Source organism: Streptomyces sp. NPDC101194 (genome assembly GCF_044767885.1).
GTDB lineage: Bacteria > Actinomycetota > Actinomycetes > Streptomycetales > Streptomycetaceae > Streptomyces.
The window spans coordinates 247915-266131 of the sequence record NZ_JBIWOS010000012.1; the positions used below are offsets into that span (position 1 = coordinate 247915).

Consider the following 18217-nt stretch of genomic DNA (forward strand, 5'->3'; position numbering starts at 1 on the left):
CGGGGTGCCGGTCGCAACGGTAAGCCGCAGGGCCGGGAGGAATGTCCCATCAGCGCACCGCATCCGACCTCGCAGTGCACTGAACGGCCAGTGCGTTCTCGGCACGTATCCAGTGCGCTCCCGGTACACACGGTCGCGTCGGGGAGACCCGAGCCGGCCGCAGACCGGAGCGATCGCCGATCGGCAGGTCCGCGCGTCGCACGGCGTTCGTCACGTGGCCGCGGAACAGGGTGGACCGTCGGCTCCGGATCGATGCCACCGTCCGGTGGTCGCACCCTCCCTCGTCGGCGGGCCGGGGTTCGTACATCATGGCTCCCCGAGCCGCCCGACGGATGGGTGACGGCGCGCGGCGCCGGTCTGCACACCTCCACAGGGTGTTCCACACGGTTGTCGTCGGCGACGGGTCGTCGCCGCTCAGGAAATCGCCGTTCCGCACGCCGCGGGGTTGCCGTGCGTCGCCGCTTCCGCGACGCGCACCCTGCGCCATTCGCGCGGAGCGAGGCCGTAGACACCACGGAACGCCCGACTGAAATGCGCGGGGTTGACGAAACCCCACCGCTGGGCCACCGACGACACCGTCGGGGCCGTCCTCCCGCTCCGGGCCAGTTCGCGCGCGCACTGCTCCAGCCGGCGCCGCTGGATCAGTCTGCCGACGGTGATGCCCTCGTCCTCGAACAGCCGGTGCAGGTAGCGCACCGAGATGTGGTGCGCCTTCGCGATGACCTCCGGCGACAACGCCGGGTCCCCCAGGTTCCTTTCGATGTGGTCACGGACGCGCAGCACGAGCTGACCGTGCGAGGTCTCCCGCCCCGGCGCCGCGTGCCCGGTCCGCTCGGCCACCAGGGTGGCCAGGAGGTCGACGACACCGGCGGCGAGCCGCCGCCCGACAGCGGGGGAGTACGAGTGCGCGGAGGAGCCCAGCGTCGCCAGGAAGGGCATCAGGACCGCACCGAACCCCTCCTCGGTGCCGATCACGGTGCCGGCGACCCGGCGGATCTCCTCGTCCGGCAGGCCCAGTACGTGGTGCGGCACATGGACGAGGCGGGCGGAGAAGCGTTCCGGATAGTCCAGGCAGTAGGGCCGTGCCGTGTCGTACACGACGATGTCGCCCGTGCCCGCGGTGGCCTGCCGGCCGTCCTGGGCGAGCGTGACCGTGCCCGACGTCTGGATACCGACCACCAGGAACGTGCCGGGGGTGCGTGCGATGTGCGTCGCCGTCCGGCTGGTGCGCTGCGCGTCGGCCTCGACCGTGGAGACCCGGAGGCATCCGATCCGGTCGGTGGTGATCCGTCCGGCGAACGGACCGTCGCCCCGCGGGGTGACGGTCATCGGCTCCAGGGCTTCGCCCATCGCGTCGCGCCAAAAGGTCAGTTTGTCCCGGTCGGGGACCGAAGCAGTCGTCAACACCAGGCTCATCCGGCTTTCCTCTCCATCCATGCGATACGGGCGGAGAGCTCGGATCCGCGGAGCACGCGGATCGGGGCAGGCGCCCGCTGCTGCCGGGAGATGCCGGCCGGTGCCTCGTCATGTGCGGATGTCCTGTCGCACGGTCGACAGATCCCGCAACAGGAGCCAGGCAGCGACGGCGCGGCCCGGTTCCCCGCCACGAGCAGCCAAGCAGCGGGCTGCTCCGGTCTCCAGGCACAAGGCAGGCAGAAAGACGGCCGCGGAGGAATCGGCGCGGGGCTGTGCGCCGAGAGAACAGCCCCGTGCGCGGGGAGGAAAGAAATGAGTGCCCCGACACGGATACCGTGGACGGGACGTCGTCGGAACTCCCGGACCGTCGACGCGCTTCGCGGTCCGTCCCCCGGGCCGCACCGGCGAGGGGCGGCGCGTGAGCCGGTTCAGTGGGTTTCGAGGCGGGCGAGCGAACCGCGCGCGTCGGCGATGCCCTGCGGGTCGGCGTCGGGGCCGAGACGGACGCAGTGGGTCAGTGCCTCGCGTGCTTCCGCCCGTCGTCCGGCGGACAGCAGAGCATTGCCCAGGTGGACGAGCTGACGGCTCTCCAGAGCGGTGTTGCCGCTGTCACGGCACATGTCGACGGCGGTCTGCAGGTGGACGACGGCCTCCTCCCATCTCTCCATCCGGACATAACTGCTGCCCATGCCCGAGTGCAGTCCGAGCCGGGTGATTTCGGCGCTGTGCGGTTCGATACGGTCGCCGGCCCGGTCCAGGAAGGCGAGTGTGCGGCGGAACGACGCCAGGGCTTCCTCGGGCAGTCCCTGCTCCAACAGGCTCAACCCGTCGCCGTGCTTGGCCTGGAGGCTGCCGTGGAGGTCGCCGACGCCTTCGAACAACTCGGCGGCCAGACGGGTGTGCTCGGCGGCCGACGCGTAGGTACGGAGCTTGCGGAACGCCCAGGCGCGGTAGACGTGGGCCCAGGCCTGCTGGCGGACGTCGGCGGCGCGCTGTGCGGCGAGGAGAGCCTGGGCGGACCGGTCGAGGCTGTCGTCGAAGCGGCTCTCGCACAGGAGCAGGGCCCAGGCGTGGTAGTTGAGCTGGGTCGCTTCGAGGAGCGGGTCGCCCAGAGCCTGCGCGCACCGGGCGGCCGTGTCGAAGATCTCGGGCCAGTGCCCCCAGAAGATCCATTGGTCGGAGAACCAGTGCAGCGCCTCGGCCACTTCCACCACCCTGGCGTGCTCGCCGGCCGCGGCGGCCGTACGCAGGGCGGCCAGCCAGTTGGCACCCTCGTCCTGCAGCCACTGGCGTCCCCTGTCCGCGGAGGACAGGTCGACCATCCCCTGCCAGGTGGGAGGCGGAGCACCGTGATCGGGCTCGAACCAGCGGCCGGCGACGATCGTGGTGTCCAGCAGCCACCGGTCCAGCGCGGCCCGGGCCCGTTCGGTGTCCTCGGCTTTCTCCTCGGCCTCCAGGCGGGTCCGGGCGAAGAGCCGCAGCAGGTCGTGGAGACGGTAGCGGTCCCGGTCCGCACCCAGCAGCCCGGCCTCGACCAGCTCCTCCAGGGCGTCCTCGGTGTCGAACAGCTGCTGCCCGGTCAGCTGGGCGGCGCAGGCGGCGCCGGTGTCCGCCCCCGGGATCAGGGCGAGGCGCCGGAAGAGGCGGGCAGCCGGGGGAGTGAGCTGGCGGTAGGACAGGTCGAAGGCGGCGGACACCCGTACGTCCCCGGCCGCCAGCGCGTCCAGGCGACGGTCGTCGAGCGCGAGGCGGTCGGCGAGCCGGCGCACCGACCACCCCGTGCGGGTGGCCAGCCAGTTGCCCGCCACCCGCAGCGCCAGCGGCAGGTGTCCGCAGCGACGGGCGACGGCGGCGAGCGACTCCGGGTCGGCCGCTGCCCGCTCCGCCCCGACCAAGGTGCCCAGGAACGCGGCTGCCTCCTCCTCGCTCAGCTCCCCCAGCGGAAGGCGCTGCACGCTCTCCAACCCGGTGAGCATGCGTCGGCTGGTCACCACCACCATCGTCGCACCGGCCCCCGGCAGCAGCGGGCGGATCTGGGCCTCGTCGCGGGCGTTGTCCAGCACCAGCAGGCACCGCCGGTCGGCCAGCAGCTGCCGGTACAGCCCGGGGTGGCCCTGCGGCCCGGCCTTCGCCAGCTCCCGGTCGGCCACCTGGAGGGCTTTGAGCACGCCGAGCATGAGTTCGGCCGGTCCGGGCGGGGCGTCGTCCATGCCGCGGAGGTCCAGCACCAGCTGGCCGTCCGGAAACCGGTCGGCGAGTTCCCGCGCGGCGTGCAGCGCGAGCGTGGTCTTGCCCGTCCCCGGCGGTCCGGACACCGCCACCACCACCGGCTGGGCGGCCGGGCGCCCCGCCGCGGCGGGTTCGCAGGGAACGGGCCGGGCGGCGGCCCGGCCCGCGAGCTCCGCGAGCCGCGCCAGTTCCCGCTCCCGGCCGACGAAGTCGTCGATGCCGCGGGGGAAGGACCGCACACCTGCCGGGCTGTACCCGGTGCCACGCCCGGCGCGGGCGGCCGCCAGCAGCCGCTCCCGCTCCGCCTCCTCCAGCCCGAGTCCGTCCGCGAGCGCCGCCACCGTCCGTCGCTGCGGAGCCGCCCGCCGCCCCCGTTCCAGATCTCCGATGCCCCGCACGCTCACGCCCGACGCCTCGGCGAGCCCCTCGATGGTCAGCGACGCCGCCAGCCGCAGCTCCCGCAGCACAGCTCCGAACGCCGCGTGCTCCCCGGTCACCCCGCACCCCCCTGGTCACCGTGCTTCCGCCGGAATCCTCGGTCATGATCGATCAAATTCTAGAAGAGATCCGGAATGAGGTCGTCCGGTAGCACTCGCAGGGGCTGCCGCGCGCAGCGGCTGCGACCGCCTCCGGCCGGTCCAGGTGGCCGGTCGGCCCGGAGGAGCGCACCGCGTTCGCCGAGACGCGGCACTCCGTCGTCGGCCTGTGAAGTCCTGTCGGGGGGTGACATCAAGGGCCGGTAAATCCCGTCGTACGCTGCGGACATGAGCGAGCGACGCGCCCTTCGAAGGCGTATACGCGTGTGGTTGGTCGTCTTCATCGTCTGTCTGGTGCTGAGCGGGCTGACCGCCTTCCCGCTCGTCCACGAACTCCGCTGGGCCGAGGAGTTGCTGAGCTCCTCGGCCTCGCCCGTTCCCGAGCACTTCCCCGCCCTGATGGAGTGGATCACCCGCGTCCGGACCGGACTCGACGAGGCCGACGCGAAGTACCCCTTCGTGCTGTACGGCACCGACTGGCTGGCCTTTGCCCACCTGGTCATCGCGGTCGCCTTCTACGGTCCGTACCGCGATCCGGTCCGCAACATCTGGGTGATCGAGTTCGGCATGATCGCCTGCGCCGGGATCGTCCCGCTCGCCCTGATCTGCGGACCTGTCCGCGACATTCCCTTCTGGTGGTCGGTCATCGACATGTCGTTCGGCGTCTTCGGGGTGATTCCGCTGCTGGTCGTGCACCGCAAGATCAAGCGGCTCGAGGCCATGGATCGGGCACCGCAGCCGGTGTCCGCCCCGACGGCCTCACCGGCTCTCTGAGTCAGCCGGACGACGGGGTGCCGAAGGCGGCCACCACGATGTTCATCGCTGTGGGATTCATGCCCTCACCCTTCGCGTCCGTCGCGTCGACGCTGTAGACGAGGGTCCGGGAGAGATCACGGGTGGCCGCGACGGCCGTGTTGTAGCCCCAGCGGCCACCCGTCTTGCCCCAGACCTCGCGCCCGCCCAGCTTCATCACCGACAGGCCCGCGCTGTACGCGGCCGGGCCGCCCGTGCCGTACTCGCGCACCGACGCGTCGGGCAGCGTGAACATCTCCTCCAGCAGCGGACCGCGCACCACCTTCCCGCGGAACAGGGCCCGGACGAAGCGCTCCAGATCGGCGGTGGTGGAGATCAGGTCGCCCGCCGCCCAGGCGTCCGTCGCCCCCCACACCGACACATCGCGCAGCTCGCCGCTCCCGTCCGCCCCGGCGAAGACCTGGTAGCCGTGGTTGTACGGGCCGCGGATCGTCGGGTCGGTGCCGGGGAAGTACGTGTCCTTCAGGTGCAGAGGCCGCAGGATGCGGCGGGAGACCTCCCCCGCGTAGGTGTGGCCGGTGACCTTCTCGATCAGCAGGCCCGCCACGGTGTAGCCGATGTTGTCGTAATGCTGCTGCGTACCGGGAGCGAAGTCGGGCCGCAGGGAGGTGGCTTCGCGGACCATGTCCGCCGCGTCGTGCAGATCGAAGCGGTGCGCGTACCACGCGTCGAGGTTGTCGCCGCCGGAGCCGACGGACGGGATGCCGCTGGTGTGGTTCAGCAGCTGGCGCACCGTGACCTCCTGGTACGCCGCAGGGATCAGCTCCGGCAGATAGTGCCGGACCGGCCGGTCCGGATCGAGCTTCCCCTCACCTGCCAACTGGAGCACGACGGCCGCCGTGAAGACCTTGGTGACCGAGCCGGCCCGGAAGCGGCCGTCGGGGTCCGCCGGACGGCCCGACGTCAGATCGTGCACACCGGAGCTTCCCCGCCAGCTTCCCGCGGTGCCCGCGACCCGCACCAGCGCGGCCGTGGCATCGGCCCTCGGGAGCCCTGCGATCGCTTCCCGCAGAGCCTCGGCGTCCGGAGCCTGCCGGGTGGTCGCGGCGGCGGCCGCCGGGGCTCGGCCCGCCGCGAGCGCGGTTCCGGCCGGGCCGACGGCCACGCCGAGGACCAGAGCGGCTGCGACGACGGTGCGGGAAGTGCGGGCGTTCATGTCGGTGCCTCCTGGGCATGGAATCCGTAACTGCTACCGGAATCCATCCTGTTGAAACGCGCGACCCGGCGGATCACCCGCCCGAGCGGTCCTCACCGGGCGCTCTTCTCACCTGTGCGGGGGAGGCGGCGGGAGACCGTCCCTCCGGCGAGGGAGTGACGACACCGCACTCGTACGCGCAGATGACCGCCTGGATCCGGTCGCGCAGCCCCAGCTTGGACAGCACATTGCCGACATGGGTCTTCACCGTGTGCTCACTGACGACCAGCGCGGCCGCGATCTCCGCGTTCGACAGCCCGTGGGCCAGGTGCAGCAGGGTTTCGCGTTCGCGCGCGGTCAGCACGTCGAGGCGCGCCGACGGTGGTGCGGCCGGGGCCGCCGGACGCGAGGTGTAGTCGGCGATCAGCCGGCGGGCCACCGAGGGCGCCAGCAGCGAGTCCCCGGCGGCCACCACCCGTACCGCATGCACCAGATCGTCGCGGCGGACGTCCTTGAGGAGGAATCCGCTCGCCCCCGCGTGCAGCGCCTCGTAGACGTACTCGTCCGAGTCGAAGGTGGTGAGCATGACCGTCCGGCAGCCGGTCTCCGCACAGATGGTCCGGCACGCCTCGATGCCGTCCGTGCCGGGCATCCGGATGTCGAGCAGTGCCACGTCGGGCGCCAGCCGGCGTACCGCGTCGACCGCCGCGGCGCCGTCGCCCGCCTCGGCCGCCACCTCGATGTCCGGCTGCGCGTCCAGGATCATCGCGAAGCCGCTGCGCACCAGCTCCTGGTCGTCGGCCACCACCACACGGATCGTCAATGTGCCACTCCTGCATGCGTGTCGGACCACGGAATCGTCACCCTGACCCGGAACCCCCGGCCCTCCGGACCGGGGCCGGTGACGGCGGTACCGCCGTGTGCTGCCGCGCGTTCCCGGATTCCGATCAGCCCCATGCCCGTGCCGCTCCCGGAACCGCGGCCGTCGTCGGTGACGGTGAGGGTGAGCGCCTCCGCTCCGTACGCCAGTTGCACGGAGACCGTCTCGGCGGCCGCGTGTCTGACGACGTTCGTCAGCGCCTCCTGCACGATCCGGTGGACGGTGGTCTCGACGGCCGGGCCGAGCGGCCTGACCGCGCCGGTGACTTCGTACGGGATCTCCAGGCCGCTGCCGCGCACCCGCTCGATGAGGCCCGGCAGTTCGGCCAACGAGGGCTGGGGCCGGCGCGGCGCATCCGGCGGGCTCTCGTTCTCACGCAGCACGCCGAGCATCCGGCGCAGCTGCGCCATGGCGTCGCGGCCGGCCTCCGAGATCGCGTCGAACGCCGCCTCGGCGCGTTCCGGCGCGGTACGGACCGCCACCGGTCCGGCCTCCGCCTGCACGATCATCAGGCTCACCGCGTGCGACAGGATGTCGTGCATCTCCCGGGCGATCCTGGCCCGTTCGCGGGCCGCCGCCCGCTCGGCCTCGATCCGGTGCGTCAGCTCCAGCTGTCGGGCCCGGTCCTCCACAGCGTTGAGATAGGCCTCGCGCGTCACGGTGAACCGGCCGAACGCGTAGGCCGCGGAGAACACGAAGAGGGAGAAGAACAGCTCCCGGGCCTCACTGCTCTCGAGTCCGACCGAGAACACCACCGTCACGGTCGTGAGCACCCCGATCGCGAGCCGCTTCAGCGGCGAGGAGAGTTCGGCCACCGTGTAGAAGGCCACGAGGCCGGAGTACGGAAGCGGCTGGCCCGGACCGTCGACGGCGAACTTGTACAGGCCACCGGCTACGAGCACGGCGAGCAGGACCGCGACCGGCGCCCGCCGCCGGGCCACCAGCGGCAGCACGGTCAGCGTGGTCAGTCCGTACGCCGCCCACGTCGCCTCCGGCAGCTCCGGGGCGCGTGGGACGACGAACGGCATGGTCACCGCGGCCTGCACCAGCAGCGCGACGGTGAGGTCGACGGCCCCGGGACCGACGCCGCGCGGTCCCGGGGCGCGTTTCCGCATCCCCCGTATGCCCACTACGGCTTCCGGGCCACCGCGCCGAACTGGGCGACCTCCGCCGCGCCGGGCTCCGCGCGCCAGCGCGCGCAGGACACGATGCCCGGCTCCACGAGTTCGAGCCCGGTCAGGAACGAGGCGAACTCGGACCGGCTGCGCGCGGTGATCGCAGGGGTGGCGTTCTCGTTCCAGAAACGCATCGCCGCCTCGTTGCCCTCGCCGCCCAGTTCCAGCGTGGGATGGGTCAGCACCAGATAGCTGCCGGACGGCATCGCGTCCATCAGCTTGCGCACGATGTCCCGCGCCTCGCCGGTGTCGAGGACGAAATTGAGGATGCCGAGCAGCATGACCGCGACCGGCTTCCTCAGGTCCAGCGTCGGCTCCACGGACCGCAGGATCTCCTCCGGGTGGTGGGCGTCCGCGTCGATGTATTCGGTCGCGCCCTCGGGCGAGCTGGTGAGCAGCGCGCGGGCGTGCGCCAGCACGATCGGGTCGTTGTCGACGTACACGACGCGGGAGTCGGGCGCGGTGTGCTGGGCGACCTCGTGCGTGTTGTCGGCGGTCGGCAGGCCGGTGCCGATGTCCAGGAACTGGCCGATCCCGGCCTCCCCGGCCAGATACCGGACGGCCCGCCCCAGGAACGCCCGGTCGGCGCGGGCCACTTCGCCGATGCTCGGATACATGCCGGTGACCTGGTCGCCGACCGCACGGTCCACGGGGTAGTTGTCCTTGCCGCCGAGCCAGTGGTTCCAGACCCGCGCGTTGTGGGCGATGTCGGAACGGATCCGCTCGGGGGTGGTGTTCTCTTCGGTCACGTCTCTGCTCCTCTGGCTCCGGGCGCCCGGCATCACGCGGGATGCGGCGTGGTCCATGATGCCGGACCGATCAAGCGGGGCCGGTGAGCGCGGAGTTGCCGAGGAGCGCGCGCAGGATGTCGACCCGGTTGGTGGTGATCGAGTCGACCCCCTGGCGGACGAGGCGGCGCATGGTGCGCCTCGTGTCGACGGTCCAGACCGAGACCAGCAACCCGTCCGCGTGGAGACGGTCCGTCAGTTCCCGGTCCACCAGGCCGAACCGGTAGTTCAGCCAGCGGGGCCTCACCGCTTCGAGCAGTGCGGCGCGCGGCGGCGCGAGCGTCGTCCAGGTCAGCGCGATCTCGGCGGAGGGATCGGCGGCGCGCACCCGCAGCATGGCTTCGGCGCCCGCGCAGTAGTACGCCCGCTCGCCGGCGCCGCACTCGCGCACCACACCGACGGCCTTGCGTACGGAGTCGTCGGTGGAGTCGGGCAGATCGACCATGACGCGGTGCGCCCCGGCGGCGAGCAGTGCCTCGCGCAGCGTGGGCACACCAGCCCCGGTCAGCTCGTCGAGCTCCTTGTGGGTCAGTCCGTCGAGCCGCAGGTCGTGGCCCCACAGCCGCTTCAGCGTGGCGTCGTGCAACAGCACCGGCACGCCGTCGCGGGTGACCCGGACATCGACCTCGACCGCGTCCGCCCCCCGTTCGAGGGCGGAGCGGATCGAGGGGAGTGTGTTCTCGCGGACACGGTAGGGATCCCCGCGGTGGGCTACGGCGGTGACAGTGGTGGCCATGGGGTCATTGTCACCACCGGGCTCACCGGCCCGCGCGTTCCAGCCAGTTCGCCGTGTATGTGTCGATCTCGGCGCTCAGCGTCCGCTTGCCGGCCGCGTCGAGGTACGACGCCTCGACCGCGTTCTTCGCCAGCGCCGCGAGACCCCGCTCGTCCAGACCGAGGAGACGGGCGGCGACGCCGTACTCGTTGTTGAGGTCCGTGCCGAACATCGGCGGGTCGTCGCTGTTGATGGTGACCAGGACCCCGGCCTGCACCATCTCCTTCACCGGGTGCCGCTCGATGTCGGTGACCGCGCGGGTCGCTATGTTCGAGGTCGGGCAGACCTCCAGCGGGATGCGGTGCTCGGCGAGGTGGGCCAACAGCCTCGGGTCCTGGACGGAGTTGGTGCCGTGGCCGATGCGCTCGGCGCGCAGATGGGTCAGCGCGTCCCAGACGGTCTGCGGCCCGGTCGTCTCCCCGGCGTGCGGCACGGAGTGCAGGCCCTCCGCGATGGCCCGGTCGAAGTAGGGCTTGAACTGCGGGCGCTCCACGCCGACCTCCGGACCGCCGAGCCCGAACGAGACGAGCCCCTCGGGCCGCAGGTCCACGGCGAGCCGGGTGGTCTCCTCGGCCGCTTCGAGCCCGGCCTCGCCGGGAATGTCGAAGCACCAGCGCAGGACGATCCCGAGCTCGGCCTCGGCGGCCTTGCGGGCGTCCTCTATCGCCTCCATGAACCCCTGCTCCGGGATGCCGCGCCGGGTCGAGCTGAACGGGGTGACGGTCAGCTCCGCGTAACGGATGTTCTGCCGGGCCATGTCACGGGCGACCTCGAAGGTCAGCAGCCGCACGTCCTCCGGGGTGCGGATCAGGTCCACGACGGAGAGGTACACGTCGATGAAGTGACCGAAGTCGGTGAAGGTGAAGTAGTCGGCCAGCGCCTCGGGGTCGGTGGGCACCTTGGAGTCGGGGTGGTGCGCGGCCAGCTCGGCGACGATACGCGGCGAGGCCGAGCCGACATGGTGGACATGCAGTTCGGCCTTGGGCAGCCCCGCGATGAAGGGGTGCAGATCGGTCATCGGATTCTCCGGGGCTCGGGACGGGCGGCAGTGCCGGGTGCGGACGACCCGGCGGGGGACGGAGTTCATCGTAGGCGGGGTCCGGTGGTGGGGGGACGGGCCGTAGCATGACGGGATCACGATGGGGGAGGCCCATGTCAGACAACACAGAGCAGCCCGTGGGCGGGGGCGCGCCGCGCGATCCGTGGGCTCCGCCGGACAGCAGGGTGCCGCTGCAGAAGCCGACCGGTGATCCCCGGCTGCCCGCTGCGCACGATCAGCCGACCGTGACCTCGATGCCAGGGGCCGGGGACGCCCCCGAACCCGCCGCGGCACCGGGATTCGGCGCGCCGACGCAGACCGGGCCGGTGCCCGGACCGGGCCCCGCGTTCGGCCCCGGAGAGGTGCCGCCACCGCCTGTCGCACCGAACGGACCGGGCCAGTCGGTCCCGCCGGCCGCGGGGCAGTACGGCTACCCGGCCGCACCGGCCGCGCAGTACGGCGGCTACCCGGGATACCCCGGCTACGGCCAGACGCCATGGGGCGGGCCGGCGCCCGCGAACGGTCTCGGCATCGCCGCGATGGTGCTCGGCATCATCGCTGTCGTGGGGTTCTGCATGTGGGGCCTGGGGGTCGTTCTCGGTGTCCTCGCGCTGATCTTCGGCATCATCGGCCGCGGCCGGGTCAGGCGGAACGAGGCGACCAACGGCGGCATGGCGCTCGCCGGGATCATCCTCGGATCGATCGGGATCGTCATCAGCGGGGCGTTCCTCGCACTGATGATCTGGGGCATAGCCAGCGGCGACTTCGAGGAGGGCGGTACGACCGTCTACGAGGAGCCCTACGCGTCGTAGCCCGTCGGTGCCTCGCATCGAACGCTGCAGCGACGACAGCAGTCTCCACCCGAGGGCCGGGTGGTCCGGAGCCCGGACCACCCGGCCCTCGGGCATCCGGCCGTCTCATGCGGCGCGCAGCTGTGCCCGCGCGTCCATCAACGCGAAGCCCAGCAGATTCAGCCCCCGCCAGGTCGCCGGATCCTCCGCACGCGGGTCGTCCGCCGCCAGCCCTATGCCCCAGATCCGGTCCATGGGGCTCGCCTCGACCAGGACCCGGTCCCCGGTGTTCAGCAGGAACTCCCGCAGCTCCGGGTGGTGGCCGAATTTGTGGACGCTGCCGGCCACCACCAGGGCGTACCGCTCGCGCACCCACACCGCCTCGTCGAAACCCCGGACCAGCCGCCCCACCTTCTTCGCCTGGGCCGGGCTCTTCGCCGACACGGCCCGCTCCTGCGACTCCGTGTCGCCGAAGAGCCGTGCCTTGGAGGCCATCATCCAGTGCTCGGCCGATGCGTACGTCACGCCGTCGACCGTGAAGGGCGCCGGCCACCACTGACTGAGGCAGCTCGCACCGATGCGGCCGTCGGGCCGCGGACGGTGCCCCCAGAAGCGCAGATACTTCACCTTCTCGCCGCGCCTGGTCCGCGCCAGGAGTTCGTCCATGTGTTCCATGACACGCGAGTCTGGCATCCGCCACGGACACTCCGTACGGGGAATTCCGCGCCGACGCGACACATGGTCGAAGGATTCCGTCGCGTAACCAAAAGGCAACAACGGAATCACTTGTTGGGGTCGATCCCCTCTGTCAGGATCGGCACTCAAATCGAGCAGAGACTACGCCGCCCCGCACTCCGGGGAACGCGGCGGAGGAGAACGTCATGGGCAACGGCATCCAGGTGCGGGACCGCTTCGCGGACGGCGCACAGTACATCGGCGGAAAGCTGCGGTCCGGTACATCGGGACGTCACCACGACGTGGTGGACCCGGCCACGGGCGAGACCGTCTACACCTACGAGCTGGCGGGCACCGCCGACGTCGACGCGGCGGTCGCCGCCGCGCGCGAGGCGTTCCCCGGCTGGTCGGGCGCGACTCCGGCCGAGCGGGCCGAGGCGATGCACCGCTTCGCCGCCGTCCTCGCAGAGCAGGCCGACGACTTCGCGTACGTCGAGTCCCTCCAGTGCGGCAAGCCGATCAAGCTCTCCACCGAGTTCGACGTGCCCGGCACCGTCGACAACACCTCCTTCTTCGCGGGCGCCGCCCGGCATCTGGAGGGCAAGTCGGCCGCCGAGTACGACGGTGACCACACCTCGTACGTACGCCGTGAGGCGATCGGTGTCATCGGCTCCATCGCGCCCTGGAACTACCCGCTCCAGATGGCCGCCTGGAAGGTCCTCCCGGCCATCGCCGCGGGCAACACGATCGTGCTGAAGCCCGCCGAGATCACCCCGCTCACCTCGCTGATGTTCGCCCAGGCGGCCACCGCGGCGGGCATCCCGGACGGTGTGATCAACATCGTCACCGGCGCGGGCAAGGACGCCGGCGAGCACCTCGTCGGCCACCCGGACGTCGTCATGACCTCGTTCACCGGCTCCACCGCCGTCGGCAAGCGCGTCGCGGAGATCGCCACCTCCACCGTCAAGCGCCTCCACCTCGAACTCGGCGGCAAGGCCCCCTTCGTGGTCTTCGACGACGCCGACCTCGAAGCCGCCGTCCACGGCGCGGTCGCCGGAGCGCTCATCAACACCGGCCAGGACTGCACCGCCGCCACCCGCGCCTACGTCCAGCGCCCGCTGTACGACGCCTTCGTGGAGGGCGTCGCCGCGCTCATGGAGACCGTCCGGCTCGGCGACCCCTTCGACCCGTCGACCGACCTCGGCCCGCTGATCAGCCACGCCCAGCGGGACCGGGTCGCGGGATTCGTCGAGCGCGCCCGCGCGTACGCCACCGTCGTGACCGGCGGGGAGGCCCCCGGCGGCGCGCTGGCGGACGGTGCCTACTACCGGCCGACCCTGGTCGCGGGAGCCGCCCAGGACAGCGAGATCGTCCAGTCGGAGATCTTCGGCCCGGTCCTGGTCGTCCTGCCCTTCGACACGGACGACGAGGGCATCCGCCTCGCCAACGACACCCCCTACGGACTCGCCGCGTCCGCCTGGAGCCGCGATCTGTACCGGGCGAACCGCGCCACGCGCGAGATCAAGGCCGGCTGCGTCTGGGTCAACGACCACATTCCGATCATCAGCGAGATGCCGCACGGCGGATACAAGGCCAGCGGTTTCGGCAAGGACATGTCGTCGTACTCCTTCGAGGAGTACACGCAGATCAAGCACGTCATGTACGACAACACCGCGGTCGCCCGCAAGGACTGGCACCGCACGATCTTCGGGGACCGATAACCCGGCCGACCCCCGGCCACACACACCCGAAAGGGCAACGCGCATGGAGCAGTACGAGCCCGAGCGCCTCTCCGCGGCCCAGCTGGCCGCGATGCGGCGCAGCCTGACCAGTGGCCGGGGCGCCCTGACCCGCCGATCGCTGCTTCGCGCCTCCGGCCTGGGGGCGCTCGCGATCGGCGGGCTGGGCACGCTGAGCGCCTGCGGCATCCCGCCCGCGAAGCGGGAGGGGGATGCCGCGGCGGCCTCGGACGACCACTCGGCCCGGGAGAAGCAGGTCAACTTCTCCAACTGGACCGAGTACATGGACGTCACCGACGACGGCAAGCACCGGCCCACCCTGGAGGCGTTCACCGAGCGCACCGGGATCCAGGTCAAGTACACCGAGGACATCAACGACAACGTCGAGTTCTTCGGCAAGATCAAGCCGCAGCTCGCGGCCGGCCAGGACACCGGCCGCGACCTCATCTGCGTCACCGACTGGCTGGCCGCCCGCATCGTCCGCCTCGGCTGGGCGCAGAAGCTCGACCCCTCGAACCTGCCGCACGCCTACGCCAACCTCTCGGGCCAGTTCCGCTCCCCGGACTGGGACCCCGGCCGCGCCCACTCGTACCCCTGGGCGGGCATCCCCACCGTCATCGCCTACAACTCCAAGGCGACCGGAGGCCGCAAGGTCGATTCCGTCAGCCAGCTGCTCGACGACCCGAAGCTCAAGGGACGGGTCAGCTTCCTCTCGGAGATGCGGGACTCCATCGGGATGACCCTGCTCGACATGGGCAAGGACCCCGGCCACTTCACCGACGCCGACTACGACGCCGCGATCGGCCGGCTCCAGAAAGGCGTCGACAAGAACCAGATCCGGCGCTTCACCGGCAACGACTACACGGCCGACCTCGACAAGGGCGACATCGCCGCCTGTGTCGCCTGGGCGGGCGACATCATCCAGCTCCAGGCCGGCAATCCGGACATCAAGTACGCCATCCCGGCCGCCGGTTACGTCATATCCAGCGACAACCTGCTCGTCCCGGTGAAGGCCCGGCACAAGACCAACGCCGAGAAGCTCATCGACTACTACTACGAACCGCCGGTTGCCGCCAAGCTCGCCGCGTACATCAACTTCGTCTGTCCGGTCGACGGGGTCCGCGACGAACTGGCCAGGATCGACCAGGCCATGGCCGACAACGTCCTGATCCTTCCGGACAAGGAGATGGCGGCCAAGTCGCGAGCCTTCCGGTCCCTGACCGCCGAGGAGGAGACGGCGTACGAAGAGAAGTTCGCCAAGCTCATCGGCGCCTGACCACCTCGCCCTTCCTCCACGACCTCCCCTGACACCACCGGGACTCCGACCCATGACACAGCAGCAGACAGGCGGCGACGTCCGCCTCACCGGGATCAGCAAGACGTACGGCTCCTTCACCGCCGTCCAGCCGCTCGATCTGACCGTTCCGCAGGGCTCCTTCTTCGCGCTGCTCGGCGCGTCGGGCTGCGGCAAGACCACCACCCTGCGGATGATCGCGGGCCTGGAGGAGGCGACCACCGGCACCGTCTCGCTCGGCGGCCAGGACATCACCGACCTGCCCCCGTACAAGCGGCCCGTCAACACGGTCTTCCAGAGCTATGCGCTCTTCCCGCACCTCGACATCTCCGAGAACGTCGCCTTCGGCCTGCGCCGGCGCGGCATCAAGTCGGTGAAGAAGCAGGTCGACGAGATGCTGGAGCTCGTTCAGCTCGGTGACTTCGCCAAGCGCAAACCGCACCAGCTCTCCGGCGGCCAGCAGCAGCGCGTCGCCGTCGCCCGCGCCCTGATCAACCACCCGCAGGTGCTCCTGCTCGACGAGCCGCTCGGCGCCCTCGACCTCAAGCTGCGCCGCCAGATGCAGTTGGAGCTCAAGCGCATCCAGACCGAGGTCGGCATCACGTTCATCCATGTCACCCACGACCAGGAGGAGGCCATGACCATGGCCGACACCGTCGCGGTGATGAACGGGGGCCGGGTCGAGCAGCTGGGCGCCCCCGCCGACCTGTACGAGAACCCGAAGACGACCTTCGTCGCCAACTTCCTCGGCACGTCGAACCTGATCGAGGGCGAGATCGTCTCCGCGGACACGGACGTCGTCGTGACGGTCGGCGGCGGAAAGCTGCGGCTGCCCACCGGCCGATGTACGGCCCCCACCGCGAACGGCGGCAAGCTGCTGCTCGGCGTGCGCCCCGAGAAGATCTCGCTCGCGCACGCCGACGACGCGGACGCGATAGCCGACGGCCGCAACCGGGTCACCGGCCGGATCGTCGACTCCAGCTTCATCGGAGTCTCCACCCAGTACGTGGTGGAGAGCCCGGCGGGCAAGGCGCTCCAGGTCTATGAGCAGAACATCGAGCGTGACGCCCGGCTCGCCCCCGGTGCCGAGGTCGTCCTGCACTGGAATCCGGCGCACACCTTCGGCCTGGACGCCGCCCAGGACATCGACGCCGGTGTGGAGACGGTGGAGGACGCGGCGTGACCGTCACCAAGGAGGCGCCACCCGCCGCGCCCGTCGCAGAGCTGAAGGTGCGCAAGGCCTCCGCCCGTAAGCGCCTTGTTCCTTACTGGCTGCTGCTCCCCGGCATCCTGTGGCTCGTCGTCTTCTTCGCGCTGCCGCTGGTCTACCAGGCGTCGACCTCCGTACAGACCGGATCCCTGGAGAAGGGATTCGAGGTCACCTGGCACTTCCAGACGTACTGGGACGCGCTGAAGGACTACTATCCGCAGTTCATCCGGTCCCTGCTGTACGCGGGCACCGCCACGATCCTGTGCCTGCTGCTGGGCTACCCGCTCGCGTACCTCATCGCCTTCAAGGCCGGCCGCTGGCGCAATGTCGTCCTCGTACTGGTCATCGCGCCGTTCTTCACCAGCTTCCTGATCCGTACGCTCGCCTGGAAGACGATCCTCGCGGACGGCGGCGCGGTCGTCGACGTACTGAACACCCTGCACATCCTGGACGTCACCAGCTGGCTCGGCTGGACCGAGTCGAACCGGGTCCTGGCCACGCCGATGGCGGTGGTGTGCGGTCTGACGTACAACTTCCTGCCGTTCATGATCCTGCCGCTCTACACCTCGCTGGAGCGGATCGACGGCAGACTCCACGAGGCGGCCGGCGACCTGTACGCCACGCCCGCCACCACCTTCCGCAAGGTGACCTTCCCGCTCTCGATGCCGGGCGTCGTCTCCGGAACGCTGCTGACGTTCATCCCGGCCAGCGGCGACTACGTCAACGCGGAACTGCTGGGCTCCACCGACACCAAGATGGTCGGCAGCGTCATCCAGACCCAGTTCCTGCGCGTCCTCGACTATCCGACGGCGGCCGCGCTCTCCTTCATCCTCATGGCGGTCGTCCTGATCATGGTCACCGTCTACATCCGCCGCTCCGGGACGGAGGACCTGGTCTGATGCCCGTACTGCGCTGGATCCGCCGGAATCTGATCGTCATCGCGGGTCTGCTGACCCTCGCCTACATGATCCTTCCGAACATCGTCGTGATGGTGTTCTCGTTCAACAAGCCGAAGGGCCGCTTCAACTACGCCTGGCAGCACTTCTCACTGGACGCCTGGAAGGACCCCTGCGGCGTCGCCGACATGTGCGGCTCGCTCTCCCTGTCCCTGCAGATCGCCACCTGGGCCACCGTCGGCGCGACCGTCCTCGGCACGATGATCTCCTTCGCGCTGGTCCGCTACCGCTTCCGGGCTCGCGGCGCGATCAACTCGCTGATCTTCCTGCCGATGGCGATGCCCGAGGTCGTCATGGCGGCCTCGCTGCTCACGCTCTTCCTCAACATGGGCGCGCAGCTGGGCTTCTGGACGATCCTCATCGCGCACATCATGTTCTGCCTGAGCTTCGTCGTGACGGCCGTCAAGGCACGCGTGATGTCGATGGACCCGCGACTGGAGGAGGCGGCGCGCGACCTGTACGCAGGCCCCGTGCAGACCTTCCTGCGGGTGACGCTGCCGATCGCCGCCCCCGGAATCGCGGCGGGAGCGCTGTTGGCCTTCGCGCTCTCCTTCGACGATTTCATCATCACCAATTTCAACGCGGGCTCCACCGTGACCTTCCCCATGTTCGTCTGGGGATCGGCACAGCGCGGAACGCCCGTGCAGATCAACGTCATCGGTACGGCGATGTTCATCATTGCGGTACTGGTGGTTGTCGTCGGCCAGCTCATCGCGAACCGGCGGAAGAACACCGCACGATAGAAAGCCCTGAAGGAGTTGGAAAC

At 70.6% G+C, this 18217-nt stretch carries 16 protein-coding genes; 7 read left to right on the top strand and 9 right to left on the bottom strand.

Annotated elements, in window-relative coordinates:
* Positions 1 to 414: 414 nt before the first annotated feature.
* Complete coding sequence (locus tag ACIRP2_RS34140) at positions 415 to 1416, bottom strand: helix-turn-helix domain-containing protein (protein WP_404257162.1); 1002 nt, start codon at positions 1414 to 1416, stop codon at positions 415 to 417.
* A gap of 428 nt (positions 1417 to 1844) precedes the next feature.
* On the bottom strand, positions 1845 to 4142 hold the full coding sequence (locus ACIRP2_RS34145; RefSeq protein WP_404257164.1) for an ATP-binding protein: 2298 nt from the start codon (positions 4140 to 4142) through the stop codon (positions 1845 to 1847).
* A 267-nt stretch (positions 4143 to 4409) separates the two neighbouring features.
* Between ACIRP2_RS34145 and ACIRP2_RS34150 the strand changes: the two genes are divergently transcribed.
* Positions 4410 to 4955, top strand: coding sequence for a hypothetical protein (locus ACIRP2_RS34150; RefSeq protein ID WP_404257166.1), 546 nt, complete (start codon positions 4410 to 4412; stop codon positions 4953 to 4955).
* A 1-nt stretch (position 4956) separates the two neighbouring features.
* Here ACIRP2_RS34150 and ACIRP2_RS34155 read toward each other — a convergent pair whose 3' ends face one another.
* The 6 genes from ACIRP2_RS34155 to ACIRP2_RS34180 all read right to left on the bottom strand — a co-directional run bounded on the left by ACIRP2_RS34155 (position 4957) and on the right by ACIRP2_RS34180 (position 10765).
* Positions 4957 to 6150 carry a serine hydrolase domain-containing protein gene (locus tag ACIRP2_RS34155; RefSeq protein WP_404257168.1) on the bottom strand — a complete coding sequence of 398 codons (1194 nt, stop codon included), beginning with the start codon at positions 6148 to 6150 and terminating at the stop codon, positions 4957 to 4959.
* 73 nt (positions 6151 to 6223) lie between these two features.
* Positions 6224 to 6952, bottom strand: a complete 729-nt coding sequence (locus ACIRP2_RS34160; protein ID WP_404257170.1) for a response regulator — start codon at positions 6950 to 6952, stop codon at positions 6224 to 6226.
* Positions 6949 to 8124, bottom strand: a complete 1176-nt coding sequence (locus ACIRP2_RS34165) for a sensor histidine kinase (RefSeq protein WP_404257172.1) — start codon at positions 8122 to 8124, stop codon at positions 6949 to 6951. The genes ACIRP2_RS34160 and ACIRP2_RS34165 overlap by 4 nt, the downstream gene beginning before the upstream one ends.
* A 14-nt stretch (positions 8125 to 8138) precedes the next feature.
* Positions 8139 to 8966: an SAM-dependent methyltransferase gene (locus ACIRP2_RS34170; protein WP_404257241.1), complete on the bottom strand. Its 828-nt coding sequence runs from the start codon at positions 8964 to 8966 to the stop codon at positions 8139 to 8141.
* A 37-nt stretch (positions 8967 to 9003) separates the two neighbouring features.
* Positions 9004 to 9708: a glycerophosphodiester phosphodiesterase gene (locus ACIRP2_RS34175; protein ID WP_404257174.1), complete on the bottom strand. Its 705-nt coding sequence runs from the start codon at positions 9706 to 9708 to the stop codon at positions 9004 to 9006.
* 22 nt (positions 9709 to 9730) lie between these two features.
* On the bottom strand, positions 9731 to 10765 hold the full coding sequence (locus ACIRP2_RS34180) for an adenosine deaminase (RefSeq protein ID WP_404257176.1): 1035 nt from the start codon (positions 10763 to 10765) through the stop codon (positions 9731 to 9733).
* A gap of 134 nt (positions 10766 to 10899) precedes the next feature.
* On the opposite strand from ACIRP2_RS34180, the gene ACIRP2_RS34185 reads away from it, so the two are divergent.
* The gene (locus ACIRP2_RS34185; RefSeq protein WP_404257178.1) at positions 10900 to 11598 is read left to right on the top strand and encodes a DUF4190 domain-containing protein; all 699 of its coding nucleotides are present in this window, start codon (positions 10900 to 10902) and stop codon (positions 11596 to 11598) included.
* Positions 11599 to 11703: 105 nt separating this feature from the next.
* On the opposite strand, the gene ACIRP2_RS34190 is transcribed toward ACIRP2_RS34185, so the two are convergent.
* On the bottom strand, positions 11704 to 12252 hold the full coding sequence (locus tag ACIRP2_RS34190) for an NADAR family protein (RefSeq protein ID WP_404257180.1): 549 nt from the start codon (positions 12250 to 12252) through the stop codon (positions 11704 to 11706).
* Positions 12253 to 12458: 206 nt separating this feature from the next.
* On the opposite strand from ACIRP2_RS34190, the gene ACIRP2_RS34195 reads away from it, so the two are divergent.
* From ACIRP2_RS34195 to ACIRP2_RS34215, 5 genes are read left to right on the top strand one after another with little or no spacing between them, the layout of a single operon-like run.
* Positions 12459 to 13973 carry a gamma-aminobutyraldehyde dehydrogenase gene (locus ACIRP2_RS34195; protein WP_404257182.1) on the top strand — a complete coding sequence of 505 codons (1515 nt, stop codon included), beginning with the start codon at positions 12459 to 12461 and terminating at the stop codon, positions 13971 to 13973.
* A gap of 43 nt (positions 13974 to 14016) precedes the next feature.
* Positions 14017 to 15267 (top strand): spermidine/putrescine ABC transporter substrate-binding protein, encoded by a 1251-nt coding sequence (locus tag ACIRP2_RS34200; RefSeq protein WP_404257184.1) that lies wholly within the window; start codon positions 14017 to 14019, stop codon positions 15265 to 15267.
* A 52-nt stretch (positions 15268 to 15319) separates the two neighbouring features.
* Complete coding sequence (locus tag ACIRP2_RS34205; RefSeq protein WP_376284451.1) at positions 15320 to 16468, top strand: ABC transporter ATP-binding protein; 1149 nt, start codon at positions 15320 to 15322, stop codon at positions 16466 to 16468.
* Positions 16465 to 17394: an ABC transporter permease gene (locus ACIRP2_RS34210; protein WP_404257186.1), complete on the top strand. Its 930-nt coding sequence runs from the start codon at positions 16465 to 16467 to the stop codon at positions 17392 to 17394. Before ACIRP2_RS34205 ends, ACIRP2_RS34210 begins: the two co-directional genes overlap by 4 nt.
* Positions 17394 to 18194 carry an ABC transporter permease gene (locus tag ACIRP2_RS34215; protein WP_093899058.1) on the top strand — a complete coding sequence of 267 codons (801 nt, stop codon included), beginning with the start codon at positions 17394 to 17396 and terminating at the stop codon, positions 18192 to 18194. The genes ACIRP2_RS34210 and ACIRP2_RS34215 overlap by 1 nt, the downstream gene beginning before the upstream one ends.
* Positions 18195 to 18217: the final 23 nt, after the last annotated feature.

Bases quoted from the DNA above. Each gene is read 5' to 3' on its own strand.
- ACIRP2_RS34180 (WP_404257176.1), bottom strand. From the start codon at position 10,765: ATGACCGATCTGCACCCCTTCATCGCGGGGCTGCCCAAGGCCGAACTG.
- ACIRP2_RS34170 (WP_404257241.1), bottom strand. From the start codon at position 8,966: ATGCCGGGCGCCCGGAGCCAGAGGAGCAGAGACGTGACCGAAGAGAAC.
- ACIRP2_RS34140 (WP_404257162.1), bottom strand. From the start codon at position 1,416: ATGAGCCTGGTGTTGACGACTGCTTCGGTCCCCGACCGGGACAAACTG.
- ACIRP2_RS34165 (WP_404257172.1), bottom strand. From the start codon at position 8,124: ATGCGGAAACGCGCCCCGGGACCGCGCGGCGTCGGTCCCGGGGCCGTC.
- ACIRP2_RS34155 (WP_404257168.1), bottom strand. From the start codon at position 6,150: ATGAACGCCCGCACTTCCCGCACCGTCGTCGCAGCCGCTCTGGTCCTC.
- ACIRP2_RS34175 (WP_404257174.1), bottom strand. From the start codon at position 9,708: ATGGCCACCACTGTCACCGCCGTAGCCCACCGCGGGGATCCCTACCGT.
- ACIRP2_RS34205 (WP_376284451.1), top strand. From the start codon at position 15,320: ATGACACAGCAGCAGACAGGCGGCGACGTCCGCCTCACCGGGATCAGC.
- ACIRP2_RS34150 (WP_404257166.1), top strand. From the start codon at position 4,410: ATGAGCGAGCGACGCGCCCTTCGAAGGCGTATACGCGTGTGGTTGGTC.
- ACIRP2_RS34215 (WP_093899058.1), top strand. From the start codon at position 17,394: ATGCCCGTACTGCGCTGGATCCGCCGGAATCTGATCGTCATCGCGGGT.
- ACIRP2_RS34195 (WP_404257182.1), top strand. From the start codon at position 12,459: ATGGGCAACGGCATCCAGGTGCGGGACCGCTTCGCGGACGGCGCACAG.
- ACIRP2_RS34200 (WP_404257184.1), top strand. From the start codon at position 14,017: ATGGAGCAGTACGAGCCCGAGCGCCTCTCCGCGGCCCAGCTGGCCGCG.
- ACIRP2_RS34190 (WP_404257180.1), bottom strand. From the start codon at position 12,252: ATGGAACACATGGACGAACTCCTGGCGCGGACCAGGCGCGGCGAGAAG.
- ACIRP2_RS34185 (WP_404257178.1), top strand. From the start codon at position 10,900: ATGTCAGACAACACAGAGCAGCCCGTGGGCGGGGGCGCGCCGCGCGAT.